Source organism: Microbacterium sp. Beta (assembly GCF_005502545.1).
Lineage (GTDB): Bacteria > Actinomycetota > Actinomycetes > Actinomycetales > Microbacteriaceae > Microbacterium > Microbacterium oxydans.
In genome coordinates, this window is sequence record NZ_SCOG01000021.1 from 25,453 (window position 1) to 46,351 (window position 20,899).

Annotated in this window: 19 protein-coding genes; 12 read left to right on the forward strand and 7 right to left on the reverse strand. The window is 69.4% G+C overall.

Annotation, left to right across the window (positions count from 1 at the left end):
- Positions 1 to 44 precede the first annotated feature (44 nt).
- Positions 45 to 1,811: a biotin carboxylase N-terminal domain-containing protein gene (locus FFS56_RS16190; protein WP_046748961.1), complete on the forward strand. Its 1,767-nt coding sequence runs from the start codon at positions 45 to 47 to the stop codon at positions 1,809 to 1,811.
- A 64-nt stretch (positions 1,812 to 1,875) separates the two neighbouring features.
- Here the strand turns inward: FFS56_RS16190 and FFS56_RS16195 are convergent, their stop codons facing one another.
- Positions 1,876 to 3,324 carry an NAD(P)H-quinone dehydrogenase gene (locus FFS56_RS16195; RefSeq protein ID WP_046748960.1) on the reverse strand — a complete coding sequence of 483 codons (1,449 nt, stop codon included), beginning with the start codon at positions 3,322 to 3,324 and terminating at the stop codon, positions 1,876 to 1,878.
- A gap of 48 nt (positions 3,325 to 3,372) precedes the next feature.
- On the opposite strand from FFS56_RS16195, the gene FFS56_RS16200 reads away from it, so the two are divergent.
- The 3 genes from FFS56_RS16200 to FFS56_RS16210 are packed head-to-tail and all read left to right on the forward strand — an operon-like array spanning position 3,373 to position 6,154.
- Positions 3,373 to 4,206 (forward strand): purine-nucleoside phosphorylase, encoded by an 834-nt coding sequence (locus FFS56_RS16200; protein WP_046748959.1) that lies wholly within the window; start codon positions 3,373 to 3,375, stop codon positions 4,204 to 4,206.
- On the forward strand, positions 4,203 to 5,888 hold the full coding sequence (locus FFS56_RS16205) for a phospho-sugar mutase (RefSeq protein WP_127011956.1): 1,686 nt from the start codon (positions 4,203 to 4,205) through the stop codon (positions 5,886 to 5,888). The genes FFS56_RS16200 and FFS56_RS16205 overlap by 4 nt, the downstream gene beginning before the upstream one ends.
- A gap of 2 nt (positions 5,889 to 5,890) precedes the next feature.
- On the forward strand, positions 5,891 to 6,154 hold the full coding sequence (locus FFS56_RS16210) for an HPr family phosphocarrier protein (protein ID WP_046748957.1): 264 nt from the start codon (positions 5,891 to 5,893) through the stop codon (positions 6,152 to 6,154).
- A gap of 9 nt (positions 6,155 to 6,163) precedes the next feature.
- Here the strand turns inward: FFS56_RS16210 and FFS56_RS16215 are convergent, their stop codons facing one another.
- The gene (locus FFS56_RS16215; RefSeq protein ID WP_046748956.1) at positions 6,164 to 8,086 is read right to left on the reverse strand and encodes a PRD domain-containing protein; all 1,923 of its coding nucleotides are present in this window, start codon (positions 8,084 to 8,086) and stop codon (positions 6,164 to 6,166) included.
- Positions 8,087 to 8,254: 168 nt separating this feature from the next.
- Here FFS56_RS16215 and FFS56_RS16220 point away from each other — a divergent pair, with 168 nt between their 5' ends.
- From FFS56_RS16220 to FFS56_RS16255, 8 genes are all read left to right on the forward strand, one after another.
- Complete coding sequence (locus FFS56_RS16220; RefSeq protein ID WP_046748955.1) at positions 8,255 to 8,572, forward strand: hypothetical protein; 318 nt, start codon at positions 8,255 to 8,257, stop codon at positions 8,570 to 8,572.
- Positions 8,569 to 8,850 (forward strand): HPr family phosphocarrier protein, encoded by a 282-nt coding sequence (locus FFS56_RS16225; RefSeq protein ID WP_046748954.1) that lies wholly within the window; start codon positions 8,569 to 8,571, stop codon positions 8,848 to 8,850. The genes FFS56_RS16220 and FFS56_RS16225 overlap by 4 nt, the downstream gene beginning before the upstream one ends.
- Positions 8,847 to 10,532, forward strand: coding sequence for a phosphoenolpyruvate--protein phosphotransferase (gene ptsP / locus FFS56_RS16230; RefSeq protein WP_046748953.1), 1,686 nt, complete (start codon positions 8,847 to 8,849; stop codon positions 10,530 to 10,532). Before FFS56_RS16225 ends, ptsP begins: the two co-directional genes overlap by 4 nt.
- The gene (locus tag FFS56_RS16235) at positions 10,529 to 12,160 is read left to right on the forward strand and encodes a PTS mannitol transporter subunit IICB (RefSeq protein WP_046748952.1); all 1,632 of its coding nucleotides are present in this window, start codon (positions 10,529 to 10,531) and stop codon (positions 12,158 to 12,160) included. Before ptsP ends, FFS56_RS16235 begins: the two co-directional genes overlap by 4 nt.
- On the forward strand, positions 12,157 to 12,591 hold the full coding sequence (locus FFS56_RS16240; protein ID WP_127011955.1) for a PTS sugar transporter subunit IIA: 435 nt from the start codon (positions 12,157 to 12,159) through the stop codon (positions 12,589 to 12,591). The genes FFS56_RS16235 and FFS56_RS16240 overlap by 4 nt, the downstream gene beginning before the upstream one ends.
- On the forward strand, positions 12,588 to 13,745 hold the full coding sequence (locus FFS56_RS16245; RefSeq protein WP_046748950.1) for a mannitol-1-phosphate 5-dehydrogenase: 1,158 nt from the start codon (positions 12,588 to 12,590) through the stop codon (positions 13,743 to 13,745). Before FFS56_RS16240 ends, FFS56_RS16245 begins: the two co-directional genes overlap by 4 nt.
- A 100-nt stretch (positions 13,746 to 13,845) precedes the next feature.
- The gene (locus tag FFS56_RS16250; protein ID WP_046748949.1) at positions 13,846 to 15,138 is read left to right on the forward strand and encodes an NAD(P)/FAD-dependent oxidoreductase; all 1,293 of its coding nucleotides are present in this window, start codon (positions 13,846 to 13,848) and stop codon (positions 15,136 to 15,138) included.
- 133 nt (positions 15,139 to 15,271) lie between these two features.
- Positions 15,272 to 15,961, forward strand: a complete 690-nt coding sequence (locus tag FFS56_RS16255) for an alpha/beta hydrolase (protein WP_113681707.1) — start codon at positions 15,272 to 15,274, stop codon at positions 15,959 to 15,961.
- 3 nt (positions 15,962 to 15,964) lie between these two features.
- Here the strand turns inward: FFS56_RS16255 and FFS56_RS16260 are convergent, their stop codons facing one another.
- Genes FFS56_RS16260 through FFS56_RS16280 form a run of 5 tightly spaced genes read right to left on the reverse strand, consistent with a single transcriptional unit; the run spans position 15,965 to position 20,884 of the window.
- Positions 15,965 to 16,870, reverse strand: a complete 906-nt coding sequence (locus FFS56_RS16260) for a PfkB family carbohydrate kinase (RefSeq protein ID WP_127011954.1) — start codon at positions 16,868 to 16,870, stop codon at positions 15,965 to 15,967.
- 27 nt (positions 16,871 to 16,897) lie between these two features.
- Positions 16,898 to 18,007 (reverse strand): polysaccharide deacetylase family protein, encoded by a 1,110-nt coding sequence (locus FFS56_RS16265; RefSeq protein ID WP_046748946.1) that lies wholly within the window; start codon positions 18,005 to 18,007, stop codon positions 16,898 to 16,900.
- A 2-nt stretch (positions 18,008 to 18,009) separates the two neighbouring features.
- Entirely contained in the window at positions 18,010 to 19,125 is a 1,116-nt protein-coding gene (locus FFS56_RS16270) for an adenosine deaminase (protein WP_127011953.1), read from the reverse strand.
- Between the two features lie 50 nt (positions 19,126 to 19,175).
- Positions 19,176 to 20,489: a thymidine phosphorylase gene (locus tag FFS56_RS16275; RefSeq protein WP_046748944.1), complete on the reverse strand. Its 1,314-nt coding sequence runs from the start codon at positions 20,487 to 20,489 to the stop codon at positions 19,176 to 19,178.
- Positions 20,486 to 20,884 carry a cytidine deaminase gene (locus tag FFS56_RS16280; protein WP_029262551.1) on the reverse strand — a complete coding sequence of 133 codons (399 nt, stop codon included), beginning with the start codon at positions 20,882 to 20,884 and terminating at the stop codon, positions 20,486 to 20,488. Before FFS56_RS16280 ends, FFS56_RS16275 begins: the two co-directional genes overlap by 4 nt.
- Between the last annotated feature and the right edge of the window lie 15 nt (positions 20,885 to 20,899).

Consider the following 20,899-nt stretch of genomic DNA (forward strand, 5'->3'; position numbering starts at 1 on the left):
GAGTCGTCAAAGGGATCGCGGTCGTTCTCGCTAGGCTGGCAAGCATGCCTGCTATCGCCAAGGTGCTCATCGCCAACCGCGGCGAGATCGCCGTCCGCATCATCCGCGCCGCCCGTGACTCCGGGATCGCCTCCGTCGCCGTCTACGCCGACCAGGATCGTGATGCCCTGCACACCCGCCTCGCGGACGAGGCCTACGCGCTCGGCGGCTCGACCAGCGCCGAGACCTACCTCCAGATCGAGAAGATCCTCTCGATCGCCCGCCGTGCGGGCGCCGACGCCGTGCACCCCGGCTACGGCTTCCTCGCCGAGAACGCCGAGTTCGCCCGCGCCATCATCGACGCGGGGATGACCTGGATCGGCCCCTCCCCCGAAGCCATCGAGGCCCTCGGTGACAAGGTGACCGCGCGTCACGTGGCCGAGAAGGTCGGCGCACCCCTCGCCCCCGGAACGCCGGGACCGGTCGAGGGCGCAGACGAGGTCATCGCCTTCGCGAAGGAGTTCGGCCTCCCGATCGCCATCAAGGCCGCCTACGGCGGCGGCGGACGCGGCCTCAAGGTCGCGCGTGAGCTCGACGAGGTGGCCGAGCTCTTCGAGTCCGCCACGCGCGAGGCCGTCGCCGCCTTCGGCCGCGGCGAGTGCTTCGTCGAGAAGTACCTCGACAAGCCGCGTCACGTCGAGACCCAGTGCCTGGCCGATGCCGAAGGCAACGTCGTCGTGATCTCGACGCGTGACTGCTCGCTGCAGCGCCGCCATCAGAAGCTCGTCGAGGAGGCGCCGGCCCCGTTCCTCACGCAGGAGCAGAACGACCTCCTCTACGCCGCCTCCAAGGCCATCCTCAAGGAGGTCGGCTACGTCGGCGCCGGTACCTGCGAGTTCCTCATCGGAGCCGACGGAACCGTCTCCTTCCTCGAGGTGAACACACGTCTGCAGGTCGAGCACCCGGTCTCCGAGGAGGTCACCGGCATCGACCTGGTACGAGAGCAGTTCCGTATCGCGGCCGGCGGCACCATCGACTACGACGACCCGAAGCCGCAGGGCCACTCGATCGAGTTCCGCATCAACGGCGAGGACCCCGGTCGCGGATTCCTGCCCCAGCCGGGCCCGATCCACGTCTTCAAGACCTTCGGAGGCCCCGGCATCCGTCTGGATTCCGGTGTCACTGCGGGCGACTCGGTCTCCGGTGCCTTCGACTCGCTGCTCGCCAAGATCATCGTGACCGGCAAGGACAGGGCAGAGGCCCTCGAGCGCTCGCGCCGTGCCCTCGACGAGTTCGAGGTCGCCGGCCTTCCCACCGTCATCCCGTTCCACCGCAAGGTCGTGCGCGATCCTGCGTTCACAGCGGAGAGCGGCGAGTTCGGCATCTTCACGCGCTGGATCGAGACCGAGTTCGTCAACGACATCCCGGCCTGGGACGGAGAGCTCGAGGCGCCGGCTGCCTCCGAAGCCCGGCACACGGTCGTCGTCGAGGTCTCCGGCAAGCGCCTCGAGGTGAGCCTGCCGGACCGCGTCGCCGTCGCCGCAGGCACCGCCGGTCGCCCCGCCGCGGTTCCACCGTCGCGCCGCAGCCATGCCACAACGGCCAACGCCGGAGCCTCGGGGGATGCCGTCAAGTCCCCCATGCAGGCCACGGTCGTGAAGATCGCGGTCGCCGACGGACAGCAGGTCGTCAAGGGCGATCTGGTCGTCGTGCTCGAGGCCATGAAGATGGAGCAGCCGCTGCAGGCGCACAAGGACGGCGTCGTCGGCAACATCAACGCCGATGCCGGCGCCACGGTCTCCGCGGGACACCAGCTGCTCACCATCAGCTGATCCTCCCGCTGACACGCGAAAGGCGCCCCACCGAAGTGGGGCGCCTTTGCTGTGCCTACGGGCGTCAGGAGATGTTCACGAGGTGCATCGCCCTGCTCGCGTCGGTGATGCTGCTGGACAGCGAGGGGTAGGCGGCGAAGACCCGCGAGACCTGATCGACCGTGAGGCGGCGCTCGACGGCGACCGCGATCGGGTAGATCAGCTCCGAGGCCTTCGGAGCGACGATCACACCGCCGATCACCGTACCGGAGCCCTTCCGCGCGATGAGCTTCACGAAGCCGTCCTTGATGCCCATCATCTTCGCGCGCGGGTTCGCCGCGAGAGGCAACTTGTAGACCATGCCGTCCGCGACGCCATCCTCGACGTCTTTGACGCCGTAGCCGACCGTGGCGATCTCGGGCGCGGTGAAGATGTTGGAGGTGATCTTGATCAGCTCCAACGGGATCACGATGTCGCCGAGGGCGTGGAACACCGCGGTGCGCCCCTGCATCGACGCGACGGAGGCCAACGGGAAGAAGTTCGTGCAGTCGCCGACGGCGTACACGTTGGGGACCGAGGTACGAGCGACCTTGTTCACCCGGACGTGCCCGGATTCGTCGAGCTCGACGCCGGCTTCCTCCAGACCGATGCCTGCGGTGTTCGGGATGGACCCGACGGCCATGAGGCAGTGGCTGCCCTCGACCGTGCGCCCATCGGACAGCGTGACGGTGACGCCGTCGTCCGTGACCTCCACCTTGTCGGCGCGCGACTTGGAGAGCACCTGCATTCCCCCGCGCTTGAAGACCTTCTCCAGCACCGCAGCCGCGTCCTTGTCCTCGCCGGGGAGCACCTGCTCACGGCTGGAGATCAGGGTCACCTTGGCGCCCAGGTTCATGTACGCGGAGGCGAACTCCGCTCCGGTGACACCGGATCCGACCACGATGAGGTGCTCGGGGAGCGCCTTCATGTCGTACAGCTGCGTCCACGTCAGGATGCGCTTGCCGTCGGGCTTCGCGGAGTCCAGCTCGCGCGGCGAGGCGCCGACGGCCACGACGATGGTGTCGGCCTCGACCCGGTCGAAGTCGGTGCCGCCTTGGCCGGTCGAGACGATGATCGCCGTGGGCCCTTCGAGGCGTCCGTGGCCGGACAGGATGCGCACACCGGCCTCGAGGAGCGTCGCGCGCATGTCCTCGGACTGCTGGCCGGCGAGCGCGAGGAGGCGCTTGTTCACGGCGGCGAGGTTGATCGCGATCTCGGGCTTGAGGGGGCGGGAGTGGTCGCCCTTGGCATAGAAGTTCACGCCGAGGTCGCTGGCCTCGGAGATGGCGACGGCCGCATCGGCGGTGGCGATCAGGCTCTTCGAAGGCACGACGTCGGTGAGCACGGCTGATCCGCCGACTCCCACCCGTTCGACCAGGGTGACCTCGGCACCCAACTGGGCGGCCGCGAGGGCCGCCTCGTAGCCGCCGGGACCGCCGCCGAGCACGGCGACGCGCTGAGTGCGCTCGAAAGTGGTGGAAGACATGGAATCCATTCTCGCGCAATCCTGGCACCCGAGCCTGCACCTTCCTAGAGTGGATCCATGCCCGAAACGCACAGCAACCCCCTCGACGACCCGACCGCGAACCCGTTCGAGGTGGCCGCGCAGGCCGCAGCCGACATCGCCCGTCTGACCGGCGTCGAGAACCACGACATCGCCCTCACCCTCGGCAGCGGCTGGGGCAAGGCGGCCGACATCATCGGCGAGACCGTCGCCACGATCCCCGCGACCGAGGTCACCGGCTTCTCGAAGCCCGCGCTCGAAGGCCACGTCGGCACACTGCGCAGCATCCGCACCCCCGGCGGCAAGAACGTCCTCGTCATCGGCGCGCGCACCCACTACTACGAGGCCCACGGCGTACGCCGCGTCGTGCACAGCGTCCGCACGGCAGCCGCGACGGGCGCCAAGATCATGGTGCTGACCAACGGAGCCGGCGGCATCCGCGAGACCTGGACCCCTGGCCAGCCCGTACTGATCAGCGATCACATCAACCTCACGGCCGATTCGCCGCTCGAGGGCGCCACGTTCGTCGACCTCACCGACCTGTACTCGAAGCGTCTTCGGGACGTCGCCCGCTCGATCGACCCCTCACTCGACGAAGGCGTCTACACCCAGTTCCGCGGCCCGCACTATGAGACCCCGGCCGAGGTGCAGATGGCCAAGCACATCGGCGGCCACATCGTCGGCATGTCGACCGCGCTCGAGGCGATCGCCGCGCGCGAGGCCGGCATGGAGATCCTCGGGTTCTCCCTGATCACCAACCTCGCCGCGGGAATCCAGCAGACCCCGCTCAGCCATGCCGAGGTGATCGAGGCCGGACGGGAGGCGGAGCCCGTGATCTCCGCGCTTCTGGCCAGGGTGGTCGAGGCCCTGTGAGCGAGGAGCGGCTCGCGCAGGCCCGCGCCTGGTTGCGCCAGGACCCCGACCACGAGACCCGCGACGAACTGGCCGGTGTGATCACCCGGGCCGCCGCCGGGGATGCGGACGCGATCGCCGACCTCGACGACCGTTTCCGCACGCGTCTCGCCTTCGGCACCGCCGGTCTGCGCGGCGAGCTCGGCGCCGGGAGCAACCGGATGAACCGGGTGCTGGTCGCGCAGGCCGCGGCGGGATTCGCCGCCTACCTGCGCGAGAAGTCGAACGGTCAGAAGTCGGACGGCCAGACGCCGACGGTGGTGATCGGATACGACGGGCGTCGCAACTCCCGCGTGTTCGCGACCGACTCCGCCGAGCTGTTCGCCGGAGCCGGACTGCGCGCGGTCCTGCTCCCCCGTCTGCTCCCCACCCCCGTGCTCGCGTTCGCCGTGCGCCACCTGGGAGCCGATGCCGGCGTGATGGTGACCGCGAGCCACAACCCGCCGAACGACAACGGGTACAAGGTGTACCTGGGCGGCGCGGATCAGGGGTCGCAGATCGTCGCTCCTGCCGATGCGGAGATCGCCGCGCACATCCAGCGGATGGCGGACGCCGGACCGGTGACGGCACTGCCGCGCTCCACGGAATACGAGGTCGCAGGCGAGGACGTCGTCGAGGCCTACATCGCAGCGACCGCCGCCGTCGCCCCCGCCCCCGCCGGCACCACCGGGATGCGCTGGGTGTACACGGCGATGCACGGCGTGGGCTGGGAGACGCTGTCCCGCATCGTCAAGGACGCCGGATACCCGCAGCCGTTCGTCGTCGACGAGCAGCTCACGCCCGACGCCACCTTCCGCACCGTGTCCTTCCCGAACCCGGAGGAGCCCGGTGCCATGGATCTCGCCTTCGCGAGGGCTCGGCGCGTCAAGGCGGACTTCATCCTCGCCAACGACCCCGACGCCGACCGCCTGGCCGTCGCGATCCCCGACGACTCGGCAGCGGACGGCTGGCGTCGCCTCACCGGCAACGAGGTCGGACTCCTGCTCGGCGCGAGGGCGGCACGTGCGGCGGCGGGCACGCCAGGGGCATCACTCGCCTGCTCACTCGTCTCCTCCCCCGGCCTCGGCGCCGTCGCGACCCACCACGGACTCGACTTCCACGAGACGCTCACGGGCTTCAAATGGATCTCGCGCGCCCCTGGCATCGTCTTCGGTTTCGAAGAGGCTCTGGGTTACCTCGTGAACCCGGAGACCGTGCGCGACAAGGACGGCGTGTCGGCCGCCGTCGCGGTCCTCGGCCTCGCGGCAGAGGCGCGCGACCGTGGAGCGACGCTCAGCGACCTGCTGGACGAACTCGGCGAGACCTACGGGCACTTCGCCAGCGGTCAGGTGTCGGTGCGCGTCGAAGACCTCTCGATCATCGGTACCGTGATGCTCGCCCTGCGCACGCTTCCGCCGACACACATCGCCGGTCGGTCGATCGCCTCAGCCGAGGACCTGCTGCAGGCGGGCCAGGGGCAGCCGTCCGGTGACGTGCTCCGCTACCGGCTGACGGACGGGTCCCGCGTGATCGTGCGTCCCAGCGGCACCGAGCCGAAGCTGAAGGTCTACATCGACGCGAAGGCGGACTCCGCCGAGCGCGCGCGAGAGGCCGTCGCCGAACTCGAAGCCGGGGTGCGCGCCCTGCTCGACGAACGCTCCTGAGCATGCCGATCCGACGCATCATCGTCAGCGCGCACAACGGCGTGCACGCTCGTCCGGTGGCCGAGCTCGTGCGACTCGCGCAGTCGCACGGGTCTCCGGTCACCCTCCGCACGGCCGACGGCACGACCGTCGACCTGAGCAGCGTGCTGGCCGTGATGGACCTCGGGATCGCGACAGGAGATCCGGTCGAGATCGAGACCGCACCGTCTCCGACGTCCGAGGCCGTCCTCGATCAGCTCGCGGAGGTTCTCGCTCCCCGCGGCTGACCGCGACCCTCACCCGTCGATCACGGCGACGAGCTCGTCGAGGAACGCCTCGAAAGTCGTCCCCTTCCGGACGATCCGCTGCACGCTCTCGCGCTCGCTGAACACCTCGACGAGCTGCTCGAACACGGTCTGGAAAGCCGCACGGTCGCTCTCGCTGAACGCCGCGAGGGCGACGACCTGCACTCGCCCTCCGCCCCAGGCCGCTGAGCCGTCCGCGACGCCGATGGCGATGGCCGTGCGAGTGGCGGTCATCTGGAGCGCGTGCGGCACGGCGAGCGCATCCGTGAAGGCGGTCGACGACATCCGCTCCCGCACGATGGTGTTCTCGATGTAGTCCTCGCCGATCAGGCCCGCCTGCACCAGAAGACCGCCCAGACGCCGGATGATCGCCTCCTCCCCCTCATCCGGCAGGGGGAACACGTAGGCGTCCGCGAGGAAGTAGCGGGCGAGCTCACCGCGGAGGCGGGTGAGACGCCGTCCCCGCCGCACCCGCGCCGCCGCCTGCTGGATGCGGTCGACGTCGGCATCGGTCAGGAACGGCTGGATGCGTACGAAGCGGTCGCCGGAGGATCCCGGTTCGATGGTGCTGAGCACCAGATCGGTATCGAACGACGACCAGTCCGGATCGACATTGGTGACGACGGTGGTGACCTCGATGGCCGTCCCGAGGGAACGGTCGACGCTGGAGCGGAGCAGTTCGTGCAGCTCGTGATACCCCGGGCACACGATCGTGGCGGTGAGGATGGATTCCGCCTTGCGGCTGCGTTCGAGACGGCCGCCCACGTGCATGGCGATGTAGGCGATCTCGTCGTCGTGGATCGGCGTGCCGACGCGGTCGTGCAGGCCGCTCGCGATCGACACGGCCACCTCGAAGATCATCGGGTACGTCGCCTTCAACGACCGGGTGAGCGGGTTCCGCGTGAGGGCGCTCTCCTCCGCCCGCCGCAGCAGATTCTGCACGTGCAGGGCGAGACGCAGGACGAAGGTCTCATCGACGAGGTCGACCTCGAAGTCCTCGGCCGCACGCGTGATCTCCGCACGGACGGCGGCCTCGACCATCGGGTCGACGCCGCTGCGGGCGACCTCGCGTGTCGTCGCCTCCCCCGGCGCGACGATGCGCGTCAGCACGAGGGAGGCGAGGTGGCCGCTGTCGCCATCGCCGAGGACCACCGAGAAGTGCTCGAAGGCCAGGCGGGCGATGACCGCCCCCACGCGCGGGATCTCCTCGCGCGTGCCCGCCGGTGCAGATTCGAGCGTGTGTCCCGCAGCGACCCGCTCCGCGGCGATCGCGATGTGCAGCAGCACGTCGGAGATCGCGAGCTCGTTCACGTAGTAGCCGAGCTCACCCAACTCGCGCACCAGGGCCGATTTGAAGGGACCGACCGCGCCTGCGTCCACCGCCGATCCGGACAGCGCGCGCCGGAACGTCTCGGGATGGAAGGAGGCATCATCCATCTCGTCGTGGGCGAGCCTGCTGAGCAGACGGCGCTGCGCTGTCTCATTGCCGCGCAGACGCACGATCTCGCGCTCGCGCTCGAGCGTCAGGTCGGTGCCGTCGAGCAGGCCGCGCACGCGCACCAGATCCGCTTCGAGCGTCGCCTCGCTGACGTGCAGATCCTCCGCGGTGTCGAAGACATCGATGCCAGCCGGCTCATCGAGCAGGAGTCGCACCAGGGTGTGCAGGCGATCGCGAGGGGCCGATTCCCCGCCCTGACGCATGCGCATCGCACCCCGTGCGCCGGATCCGGCGCGATACCCCGCGGGACCCGACTCGATCACGGCGGCTCCGGGCGTGCGAGCGTTCAGCGCCGCGACGTAGGAACGGATGCTGCGCGGGGTGACCCCCATGAGGTCGGCGAGGCTCGCGGCCGTAGCCCAGCCCTCCTGACGCAGCAGCGCGGCGAGGAGCTGGTCCTGACGCTGGCGCGACATGATCCTCCCCTCCCGCGTGCTGACTGCACCGTCTCGACGTGCTCTCCATGATGTCAGGTGGCCGGCGCCTCGGGGCGGAAGGCGCCGTTCCGCGGGGGCGGAAAGGATCGTGTTGGCGCGCACCCCTTCCTGGTTCCCAGACTGTTCTCAGGAAGTAGGTGGGCATCGATGAGGATCCTCGTGGTGTGCGGTGCGGGAGCATCGAGCACGTTCGTCGCGCAGCGGCTCCGCCGTGCCGCGGAGACGGCCGGTCTGGCCTGGGACGCATCCGCCGGGACGGAGGGCGCCGCCTCGGATTCCGACCACGACCTGATCCTGGTCGGCCCGCACCTGGCCGACCGCCTCGACGCCATCCGCGAGAGCTCGAACGCGCCGGTCGCCATCCTCCCGGACGACGTCTTCTCCGATCTCGACGGCTCGCGCACGCTCGTCCTCGCCCGTTCGCTCCTCGCCGCTGCCGGCGAAACCCCGAAAGGAACATCATGACCGCCACCCGCACCGTCCGGATCGGCTCCTCCCACGGACTCCACGCCCGTCCAGCCAAGCTGTTCGCGCAGGCGGCGAAGGACTCCGGCATCGCCGTGACGATCGCCAAGGATTCCGGAAAACCCGTCAACGCGGCGAGCATCCTCGGCGTCATCGCCCTCGCGATCGAGCACGGCGACTACGTCACGCTCACGGCGGACGGCGACGGCGCGGAGAACGTGCTCGACACCCTCACCGAGCTCCTCACCACCGACCACGACCAGGACGCCGCCGGATGAGCGAGCTGCGCGGAGTGGGCATCGGTCTCGGGGTCGCCCAGGGGCCGATCGTCCGTATGGCCGAGGCGATGCCGGCCCCGGAGAACACGCCGAGCACCGCGGGGGCTGACGCCGAACGAGCCAGGGTCCGCGACGCCGTCTCGGTCGTGGCGAAGGAACTGAACGAGCGCGGCGAGGCAGCCGGAGGATCCGCGCAGGAGGTCCTCGAGGCGCAGGCCATGATCGCCGAGGACCCGACGCTCCAGGACGAGGTCGACACACGAATCGACGCGGGGGCGACGGCCGAGTGGGCCGTGCACGACGCATTCGCCGGGTTCCGCGCCACGCTCGAGGCGGTCGGCGGCTACCTCGGCGAACGCGCCGCGGACCTGGACGACATCGCGCAGCGAGTGCTCGCGCATCTTCGCGGCGTCGACGCCCCGGGGGTCCCGAACCCGGGGCACCCGTTCGTGCTGGTCGCCCGCGACCTCGCGCCGGCGGACACCGCACTCCTCGATCTGGATCAGGTCCTGGCACTGATCACCACCGACGGCGGCCCAACCTCGCACACGGCGATCCTCGCCAGGGAGAAGGGCATCGTCGCGATCGTGGGCGTCGCCGACGGCGAGATGCTGACCACCGGCGAGACCGTGATCGTCGATGCAGCCAGCGGCGTGGTCACGCGCGAACCGACGGATGACGAGAAGGCTCGCGCCACCGAGCGCGCTGCCGCTCGGCGGTCGGCCGACGCGGCCCCAACCACTCCCGGCGCTCTCGCCGACGGCACGCCTGTCGCGCTGCTCGCGAATCTGGGGAAGCCTGCAGATGCGGCCGACGCGGTCGCTCGGGGGGCCGAGGGCGTCGGGCTGTTCCGTACCGAGTTCCTGTTCCTCTCCTCCGCCCAGGCGCCCACCATCGCTCAGCAGCGCGAGTCGTACCGCGAGCTGCTCGCGGCCTTCCCCGGCCGGAAGGTCGTGGTGCGGATGCTCGATGCCGGCGCTGACAAGCCTCTGGCCTTCCTCAACGATGCACACGAGGAGAACCCGGCGCTCGGGCTCAGGGGTCTGCGGGCGCTGCGCGCCAGCGAGGACATCCTGCGGGAGCAGCTCACCGCACTCGCCGAGGCCGCCGCCGTGACCGAGGCCGATCTCTGGGTGATGGCTCCCATGGTCGCAACGGTCGAGGAGACCGTCTACTTCACGGGACTCGCACGCGAGTACGGGCTGAAGACCGCGGGAGTGATGGTCGAGATCCCGGCGAGCGCTCTGCTCGCCGATCGCGTGCTCGCGCACGCCGACTTCGCCTCGATCGGCACCAACGACCTCACGCAGTACACGATGGCTGCCGACCGGATGCTCGGCTCGGTCGCAGGGTTCCAGGACCCCTGGCACCCTGCCGTCCTCCGCCTCGTCCGCGAGGTCGGCGATGCAGGTGCCCGACTCGGCAAACCCGTCGGGATCTGCGGCGAAGCCGCGGCCGATCCGCTGCTCGCCGTGGTGCTGGTCGGTCTCGGCGCGACGAGCCTGTCGATGGCGCCTTCCGCCCTGGCCGATGTCCGTCATGCGCTGTCCGAGCGCACCCCGTCCGAGGCGCGGAGTCTCGCCGAGGCCGCCCTGGCCGCCGACGATGCCTCCTCCGCCCGAAACGCCGTGGCAGCCCTCGCCGCGGAACTCCCCCTCCACAAGAAAGAGACGACATCATGACGACGACGTCACCTGCCGCCACCAGACCCGGCGGCCTGCGCGTAGGAGTGCAGCGCTTCGGCACATTCCTCTCGGGCATGATCATGCCCAACATCGCCGCCTTCATCGCCTGGGGCTTCATCACGATGCTGTTCATCCCGAAGGGGTTCTTCGGCGCGGAGAGCCCGTTCGGCTGGCACTGGGCAGGCGTGTCCGAGATCCTCGGCGGTGGCGGCGACTCCGTCATCATCGGCTGGCAGGGCGCGATGACCGCCGTGGCCGAAGGCGCGGACGGCAACATCCTCGCCTACGTCGGACTGGTCGGCCCGATGGTGACGTACCTGCTGCCGCTGCTGATCGCGAACACCGCCGGCCGCATGGTCTACGGCGAGCGCGGAGGCGTCGTCGCCTCGATCGCCACCGTCGGCGTGATCGTCGGCACGAACATCCCGATGTTCCTCGGTGCCATGATCATGGGCCCCCTCGCCGCCTGGGTCATGAAGCAGGTCGACCGGCTGTGGGACGGCAAGATCAAGCCCGGCTTCGAGATGCTGGTCAACAACTTCTCCGCCGGTATCCTCGGCATGCTGCTCGCGATCTTCGGCTTCTTCGCCTTCGGCCCCGTGATGCTCGGCATCAGCGCCGCGCTCGGTGCTGCCGTCGACTGGCTGGTCTCGCTGCAGCTGCTTCCGCTCGTATCGATCATCGTCGAGCCCGCGAAGGTGCTGTTCCTGAACAACGCCATCAACCACGGCGTGTTCACCCCGCTCGGCATCGAGCAGGCGACCGAGACCGGCAAGTCGATCCTGTTCCTCATCGAGGCGAACCCCGGGCCCGGCCTCGGTCTGCTCCTCGCCTTCACCTTCTTCGGGGTCGGTGCGGCGAAGGCATCCGCTCCCGGAGCGGCGATCATCCAGTTCTTCGGTGGCATCCACGAGATCTACTTCCCCTACGCCCTCAGCAAGCCGACCACGATCCTCGCCCTCATCGCGGGTGGTGCGGCCGGGGTCACGACGAACATGGTCCTCGGCGGGGGTCTCGCCTTCCCTGCAGCACCGGGAAGCATCATCGCCGTGACGGCTGCGGCCATCGGCCCGGGAGTCGGCAACCTCCTGGTCGTCTACCTCTCGGTCATCGTCGCAGCGACCGTGACCTTCCTCATCACCGGCGTGATCCTGCGGGCCTCCCGCAAGCGCGACCTCGAGGCCGAGGGCGACACCTTCGGCGCCGCGATCGCACAGACCGAGGCCAACAAGGGCAAGTCGTCCGCCGCGATGGACGCGCTGCGCACGTCGACGGCATCCGCGGCTCCGGAAGCCGCGACCGCCACGAGCGCGACCGTGATCTCCGCACCGATCGAGCGGATCGTGTTCGCCTGCGACGCCGGGATGGGCTCGTCCGCCATGGGCGCGAGCGTGCTGCGCAACAAGCTCAAGAAGGCCGGCATCGAGGACATCACGGTCACCAACCAGGCGATCGCGAACCTCGACGGAACGGCTGACGTCGTCATCACCCAGCAGCAGCTCACCGAGCGCGCCGAGGCGAAGTCGCCGAACTCCGTCCACGTCTCCGTGGACAACTTCATGAACTCGCCCCGCTACGAAGAAGTCGTCGAGATGGTGCGCGAGCAGCGAAAGGAAACAGAATGAGCGTCCTCACCCAGGATCAGGTCCGCATCCACCCCGGTGGTGCGACACGAGACGAGGCTCTGCAGGAGGCGACGGACATCCTCGTCGCCGCCGGTGCGGTCACCCCGGCCTACGTCGACGCGATGCGGCAGCGTGAGGAGACGGTGTCGACCTTCATGGGCAACGGCCTCGCCATACCGCACGGCACGAACGAAGCGAAGGACACGATCCTCGCCTCCGCACTGTCGGTCGTCCGCTATGACGGGGGCGTCGACTGGTCCGGCGAGCCCGCGACCTTCGTGATCGGCATCGCCGGCGTCGGGGACGAGCACCTGGAGATCCTCTCCCGCATCGCCATCCTGTTCTCCGAGGAGGACGATGTCGCCAGGCTGTCGGCGGCACAGACCGCCGACGAGCTCTACGCCCTCCTCTCGGAGGTGAACGAAGGATGAAGGCGGTCCACTTCGGGGCGGGCAACATCGGGCGCGGGTTCGTCGGTCTGCTGCTGAGCGACGGCGGGTACGAGGTGGTCTTCTCGGACGTCGCCGATGCGCTCGTCGACGCGATCAACGAGGTCGACTCGTACACGGTGCACGAGGCCGGCCCCGGAGGGACCGATCACGTCGTGACCGGATTCCGCGCGGTCAACAGCAGGACGCATCCGGCCGCGGTGGCCGAGGAGGTCGCCACCGCGGATGTCGTCACGACCGCGGTGGGCCCGACGGTGCTGCGGTTCGTGGCTCCGTCGATCGTCGCCGGACTCGCCCTGCGCAGTCCGGACTCCGCGCCGCTGCAGGTGATGGCGTGCGAGAACGCGATCGGGGCAACGGAGCTGCTGCGGCGGGAGATCGTCGCCGCAGCGGGCGCGGATGCAGAGACGCTGCTCGCGCGCGCGGTCTTCGCCAACACGGCCGTCGACCGCATCGTCCCGGCGCAGCCGGAGGGATCGGGGGTCGACGTGACGGTCGAGCCCTACTTCGAGTGGGCCATCGAGTCGGGACCCTTCGAGGGCGCGCTGCCGAACATCCCCGGCGCGCACTTCGTCGACGACCTGGCGCCGTACATCGAACGCAAGCTGTTCACGGTGAACACCGGCCATGCGGCGACCGCGTACTTCGGGGCGCGTGCGGGCATCGAGCGCATCTCGGACGCCCTCGCCGACTCGGACATCTCCTCGAGCGTCTCGGCGGCGCTCGAGGAGACGTCGGCCGTCCTGGTCGCCGAGCACGGGCTCGACCCGGCAGACCTCGCCGACTACCGCGCGACGATCCTGGAGCGCTTCCGCAACCCCGCGCTCGTCGACACCGTGCAGCGCGTCGGACGTCAGCCGCTGCGGAAGATCTCACGGCATGAGCGCTTCGTTGGCCCGGCGGCCATGGCCGCAGAGCGGGGGTTGCCCACCGACGCCTTGGTCGCCGCCGTGTCCGCAGCGCTCGAGTTCGACGATCCCGCCGACGAGCAGTCTGTCGAGCTGCAGCAGCTGCTCCGTGCCGAGGACCCTGCCGCGTTCACCACCACCACGACAGGCCTCGACCCGGAGCACCCGCTGTTCCCGCTGATCCGGGACGCGGTCGCGGCCAGGCAACAGCGTCTGGGAGCTGTCTGACCCCTCGCTCAGAGACGCCCCCGTCTGCCGATACCATCGGTGGGCGGGGGCGTTTCTCGACACGACGGCGTGCGGGAGGACAGCGAGGTGCGGGAGCCACATGAACGGATATGCCGTGATCGGTGCGGGACCATCGGGCCTCGCCGCCGCACGAGCGCTGCAGAAGCGCGGGATCGGCGTGGACGGGTATGAGGCCTCGCACGGCGTCGGCGGCCTGTGGGACATCGACAATCCCCGCAGCACGATGTACGAGTCGGCTCACCTCATCTCCTCGCGGACCACGACGGAGTTCACCGAGTTCCCCATGCGCTCCTCGGTCGACTACCCGGGTCACCGCGTTCTCAAGGAGTACTTCGAGGACTACGCCGCCCACTTCGACCTCACCGCTCTGTTCCGGTTCGACACGCGCGTGACGCGGCTCGAACCGCGCGATGGCGGATGGGATCTCACGAGCACCGGCCCCGACGGCGTCGAGACCCGGTGGTACACGGGTGTCGTGCTGGCGAACGGAACGCTCGCCCGGGCGAACGTTCCCTCCTTCTCCGGCGAGTTCACGGGCGAACTGCTGCACACGAGCGCTTACAAGTCGCCGGAGCAGCTGAAGTCCAGACGGGTGCTGCTGATCGGCGCGGGCAACTCCGGCTGCGACATCGCGGTGGACGCCGTGCATCATGCGGTGTCCGTCGACATGAGCGTGCGGCGCGGCTACTACTTCGTGCCGCGCTACCTGTTCGGAAGACCCAGCGACACCCTGAACCAGGGCCGCCCGCTGCCCGCCAGGATCAAGCAGGCGCTCGACAGCCGCGTGCTGCGCGCCTTCACGGGCGACCCCGTGCGCTTCGGATTCCCGAAGCCCGACTACCGCATCTACGAGTCGCACCCGATCGTGAACACCCTGATCCTGAACCACCTCGGGCAGGGCGATCTGCGGATCCGCGCCGACGTCGACCGGTTCGACGGGCCGACCGTGCACTTCCGCGACGGCGGCGCCGACGACTACGACCTCGTGCTGCTCGCCACCGGGTACACCCTCGACTATCCGTTCGTCGACAGGGCGCACCTGCACTGGCGAGGCGCTTCGCCGCGACTGTTCCTGAACGTGTTCCCGTCGTCGTTCAACGGTCTCTACGTGATGGGCATGATCGAAGCCTCCGGCATCGGCTGGCAGGGCCGCTACGAGCAGGCCGAGCTGCTGGCGGCCTATCTGAGCGCCGCCGAGGAGGACCCGACGCGCGCCGCACGCTTCCGCCGACGCGTGACCGAGACCCCGTGGCCGGATGTCACCGGCGGCTACCACTACCTGGGCCTCGACCGGATGGCCTACTACGTGAACAAGGACGCCTACCGCACGGCCGTGCGACGGGAGAAGGGCGCACTCGAGGTGCCGGCCTGAGCGCAGCCGCCGTCGCGGGTCGCCGTCGCGAGAGCGCCGTCGTGCATCACCGGGTCACCGCGCGCAGTAGCGTTGTCCCGTGAAGAAGAAGTCCCACCGGATCCTGAGGCGCGTGCTGTGGAGCATCGCCATCGTGCTCGTGCTCGCCGTCGGCGGTGTACTCGCCTGGAGTCAGATCGGCGTCATGTCCGCGGAGCCGGAACCGCTCGCGGCCGTGCGCGAGAACCCGGCGATCACGGTGACCGACGCCGACCAGGGCATCGTGCTCGCTCCCGCGGACGGAGACTCGGACCTCGGCCTCGTGTTCATCCCCGGAGCCAAGGTCGACCCGTGGGCATACGCGGCCATCCTGCAGGGCCTGGCCGAGGACGGGGTCACCGTCGTGATCACGCGCCCATGGCTCAACCTGGCATTCTTCGACCCGCGCGGTCTCGACGCGTTCACCTCCGCGGCCCCCGGAATCGACGTATGGAGCGTCGGCGGCCACTCACTGGGCGGGGTGCGTGCCTGTCAGCTCGCGTCCGATGCCGACGCGCTGGTGCTGTTCGCGTCCTACTGCGCGAACGACCTCTCCGGAAGCGACCTGCCCGTTCTGAGCCTCGCGGGGAGCGAGGACGGGCTGTCGACGCCCCAGAAGATCGCGGATGCCCGGCCCGAGCTGCCCGGCGATGCCGACCTGGTCGAGATCGAGGGCGCATCTCACGCCTCCTTCGGCGACTACGGCCCACAGGACGGCGACGGCACCCCGACCATCTCGAGCGACGACATGCATGCGGAGGTCACGCGTCTCGCCGGAGACTTCCTCGCCCCGCTCGCTCCCTGAGCCTCACTCCCCCACAGGCTCGAACCCGAAGTCGAGCACGGGGTCGAGCACGGAGTCGAGCAACGGATGCAGGTGTCGCGTTCGCAGCGCCGTCGCCGCTGACCGGGCTCCCGCCCGGAGGGCGGTGGGGACGTCGGCTCCGTCGAGCCGTGCATCGAGCACCCCAGCCAGGAAGGCGTCTCCCGCCCCGTTCGTGTCGACGACATCGACGGATTCTGCAGGAACCCGGTGGACGGCGCCGTGTTCGTCGACCGCGACGGCACCGTCCGCCCCCAGAGTGCAGACGGCCAGACGGGTTCTCGCCACGATGCGTGATCGGAGGAACCCGATCGGGTCGTCGAGTCTGTCGGCGTTGCAGAACACCGCGTCGGCTGCGTCGAGGAAAGGCCGATGGTAGTCCGCCGACCCGTCGTAGTCATGCACGTCGACCCAGATCGGCGTACCGGTCGACCGGGCCAGGGGCAGCAGGCGCAGGGGTTCGGCCGCAAGGTCGAGCACGATGGCGTCGGCTGCCGCCATCTCCCCGTGCGCACGCCGGTCGTGTTCACCCGTCGTCTCCCCCGGCGTGGCCAGGTAGAGCGAGACCCGCTCACCCGCGCGCGTCATCAGATTGAGATGCCGCTCCGTGACACCGTCATGCCAGTCCACCGGCACCCCCGCGGCACGTAGGGCCTCTCGGACGTGTACGCCCTCCCTGTCCACCCCGGCGGTGGCGTGGAGCCGGACCGACCTGCCCAGCGCGGTCAGGCTGAGCGCCTTGCCCGCGCTCGTGCCTCCGACCGTCTCCCAGGCGCTCTCGGCGAACTGCATGTGCGGTACCGGCTCCGGCAGACGATCGAGCACGACGATCGTGTTCCATGACGCCGGCCCGACGATGACGACGGAGGCGGACTCTGACGAGGAGGGCATGGCACCATCCTGCCGCGTGCTCCGCCCTCAGCCGATGCGCGAGACCAGCGCGTCGAGCCCCATGCCGTAGTCGATGCGCACGACGGGGAGAGCGAGCTTGTCGGTGCCGATCGTCACGTAACCGGGTTCGATGGTGCGTCCCATCTCGAATCCGGCCTGCGCGACCCCCTGCTTGGTCGTGTCGTTGTAGTGCCCGAACGGATAGGCGACCACCTGCCCCACGCCGAGCACGCCGGCCGACGTGGCGAGGTCGGCCGCGATCTGATCGGCCGTCCAGTTGACCATCCGGCCCTTGCCGTTGTCTCCGGCCTGGTGCATGTCGTGCGTGTGCGAGCGACGCTGCACGTAGATCGAGGGCGCGGGATCCTGCCGGTAGGCCGTGATCATGAACGACGTGCTGAGCAGCTTGTACCTGTCGACGACCGGCACCGCCAGATCGAACCACGACTGGTCGGCGTCGTCATCGGTGATGATCACGCTCTTGGCGGGAAGCGAGAGCCGACCGTCGATGAAGGCGCTGAGCTCGTCCCACGTCGGCAGGTAGAACCCCGTCGTCGCGATGTGGTTCATCTGCGCGTCGAAGTCGCCGATGTAGGCGTAGTTGCCCCGCAACCAGCCCTTCTCCCCCTCCGGGTTCGCCGTGAACTGGTGGTACATCAGGATGGGCACCCGCACGTTCTCGGCCGCGTTCTCCTCCGGCGTCCGCCAGGCCGCGAAGAGCTCGACCTGTTGATCGGCGCACACCACGGGGTCTGCGCCGTTCACACGCGCGGCGACGGTGAGCGCCCCGGCGTCCGCCGCGCTCGCGTACCAGCCGGCGAACACCCTGCCGTCGAGCTGCGGGATCGGCAATCCCTGGTAGAGGTCGTCCTGGAACTGCAGCATCGGATCGGTGGGCGCACCCTCGCCCGAGAACGTGACAGCGCAGGCGCGCGGGTCGTCCGCATCGGCGACGATCTGCTCCGCGGGAGTCAGCGGATGCTCGATCGCCATGGACTGCGCCTTCGGGACGGTGTTCTCCGGCGTGCGGTTCATCCAGGCGAAGGCGGCGATGCCTCCTCCGACCACGACGGCCGCCGCGATCGTGCCGAGGATGACGGCGGTTCGTGCGGCCCGTTTCTTCCCCCCGGAAGCCATGATCAGGCGTCGAAGCCTTCGGCGATCATCTCCACGAGCTCCTCGCGCTCCTCGACGGGCAGGAATGCCGCAGCAGCCGCATTGAACTGGAACGTCTCGAGGTCGTCGAGGTCGTACTCGAACGTCTCGACCAGCCGGGCGAGTTCCCGTGTGAGAGACGTGGCGCTCATGGTGCGGTTGTCGACGTTCACGGTCACCGCGAACCCGAGCTGGTAGAGAAGGTCGAACGGGTGATCCACCATCGTGTCGCCCCACGCGGCTATCGCCCCGGTCTGCAGGTTCGACGACGGCGAGAGCTCGAGCGGGATCTCACGGTCGCGCACCCAGCGAGCGAGGTCGCCGAACTGCACCTGCACCTCGTCGCCCTCCTGCGTGATGACCTGGAGGTCCTCCGCGATGCGCACGCCGTGACCGAGGCGCAGGGCGCGCCCGTCCAGCAGCGCCGAGCGGATCGAGGCCAGGCCGGCCGCCTCGCCCGCATGCACGGTGACGGGGAAGAAGTTCTCGGCGAGGTAGTCGAACGCCTTGCGGTGGTTCGACGGCGGGAATCCGTCCTCCGGTCCCGCGATGTCGAAGCCCACCGCACCGCGACCGCGGAAGTCGACCGCGAGCTCGGCGATCTCGAGGGCGCGGTCGGTGTGGCGCATCGCGGTGATGAGCTGCCCGACCCGGATGCTGCGTCCGGAGCCGTCGGCGAGGTCTTCTCCCTCTTCGATGCCCTGCTGCACGGCTTCCACGGTCTGCTCGAGCGTGAGACCGCGAGCCAGATGCTGCTCTGGTGCCCAGCGCACCTCGCCGTAGATCACTCCGTCGGCGGCGAGATCCTGCACGAACTCGCGCGCGACGCGGGTGAGCCCCTCCTGGGTCTGCATCACGGCGGTGGTGAGGTCGAACGTCTTGAGGTACTCGACCAGAGAACCCGAGTCGCTCTGCTTCGCGAACCACGAACCCAGAGCAGCAGGCTTCGACTCGGGAACGTCCAGTCCGATCTCATCCGCGAGCTCGATGATCGTGGCGGGCCGTACCGCACCGTCGAGGTGGTCGTGCAGCGACACCTTGGGCAGGCTCCGCAGGGAGACGCCCTGAAGCGTGACGTCGCCGTTCGCATCGATCGACATGGTGATCCTCTCGGTCGCGGATGTGCTCAGATCAGGCTAGCGGTCCGACGTCACGCGGTGATGCGCTCGCGGACGATGGGACCGGTGACCGGCGCCTCGTCCCCGATCTCCCACGAGCCATCGAGCGCGTCGAGCGCCCGGCCGAAACGAGCATCGTCTGCGGCGGAGAGGGTGAACAGCGGCTGACCGGCGACGACGCGATCGCCGGGCTTCGCGTGCAGATCGATTCCCGCTTCGAAGATCACGGGATCCTGCGCCCTGGCGCGACCCGCGCCGAGACGCCAGGCGGCGACGCCGAACGGAAGGGCGTCCATGCGCGTGACGACGCCGTCGGCCGGTGCCAGCACCTGGTGCGTCTCCCGTGCCGTCGGCAGCTCGGCATCCGGATCGCCGTCCTGCGCGCGGATCATCGCCTTCCAGGTGTCCATGGCACGCCCGTCGTCGAGCGCGGCCTCCACGTCGGCGTCCGGCTGTCCGGCGAGGGCCAGCATCTCGCGCGCCAGGGCGATGGTCAGCTCGCGCACATCGGAGGGTCCGCCACCGGCGAGGATCTCCACCGACTCCCGCACCTCGTTCGCGTTTCCGATCGCGAGGCCGAGCGGGACGTTCATGTCGGTCAGCAGGGCGGTCGTCGCGACGCCGGAGTCGGTGCCGAGGGCGACCATCGTGCGCGCCAGCTCGCGAGCGCGGTCGATGTCCTGCATGAACGCGCCGGATCCGAACTTGACGTCGAGCACGAGGGCATCCGTCCCCTCCGCGATCTTCTTCGACATGATGCTGGAGGCGATCAGCGGGATCGCCTCCACGGTGCCGGTGACGTCGCGGAGCGCGTAGAGCTTCTTGTCGGCGGGAGCGAGCCCGGAGCCGGCGGCGCAGATGACCGCGCCCACGTCGCCCTGCATCTGCGCGAACATCTCCTCGTTGCTGAGAGCCGCGCGCCAGCCGGGGATCGACTCGAGCTTGTCGAGCGTGCCGCCGGTGTGACCGAGACCGCGACCGCTCAGCTGCGGCACCGCCACACCGAAGGATGCCACCAGAGGCGCGAGCGGCAGCGTGATCTTGTCACCGACACCACCGGTGGAGTGCTTGTCGACGGTGCGCTTGCCGAGCGAGGCGAAGCTCATCCGCTCCCCCGACGCGATCATCGCATCCGTCAGCACCCGGATCTCGTCGCGCTCCATGCCGCGCTGGAAGATCGCCATCGCGAACGATGCCATCTGCGCGTCCGACACGTAGCCCCGCGTGTAGGCGTCGACCATCCAGCGCAGCGCGGGCTCGGGCACCGCACCGCCGTCGCGCTTGGCGCGGATCACATCGATCGCATCGAACGGTTCGATGGCTCCCTGAGCCTGTCCAGCGGTCATCGTGCTTCCTCCAGGTCGCGCGGCCCGAACGCATCGGGCAGCACCTCGTCGATCGTGCGGATGCCGGAGACGGTCTCCAGCAGCATCCCGGGCATCGCATGCTCGAACAGCAGCTGGCGACAGCGCCCGCACGGCATGATCGTCTGCCCGTCGTTGTTCACGCACACGAAGGCGACGAGCTGGCCGCCGCCCGACATGTGCAGGTCGCCCACCAGAGCGCACTCCGCGCACAGCGTCACACCGTACGAGGCGTTCTCGACGTTGCAACCGGCCACGATCCGACCGTCGCCCACGAGGGCCGCAGCCCCCACGCGATAGCGCGAGTAGGGCGCGTAGGCCTTGGTCATGGCGTCGGTCGCGACCTGGCGCAGTTCATCCCAGTCGATGTCCGTCATTGCGATGCTTCTCTC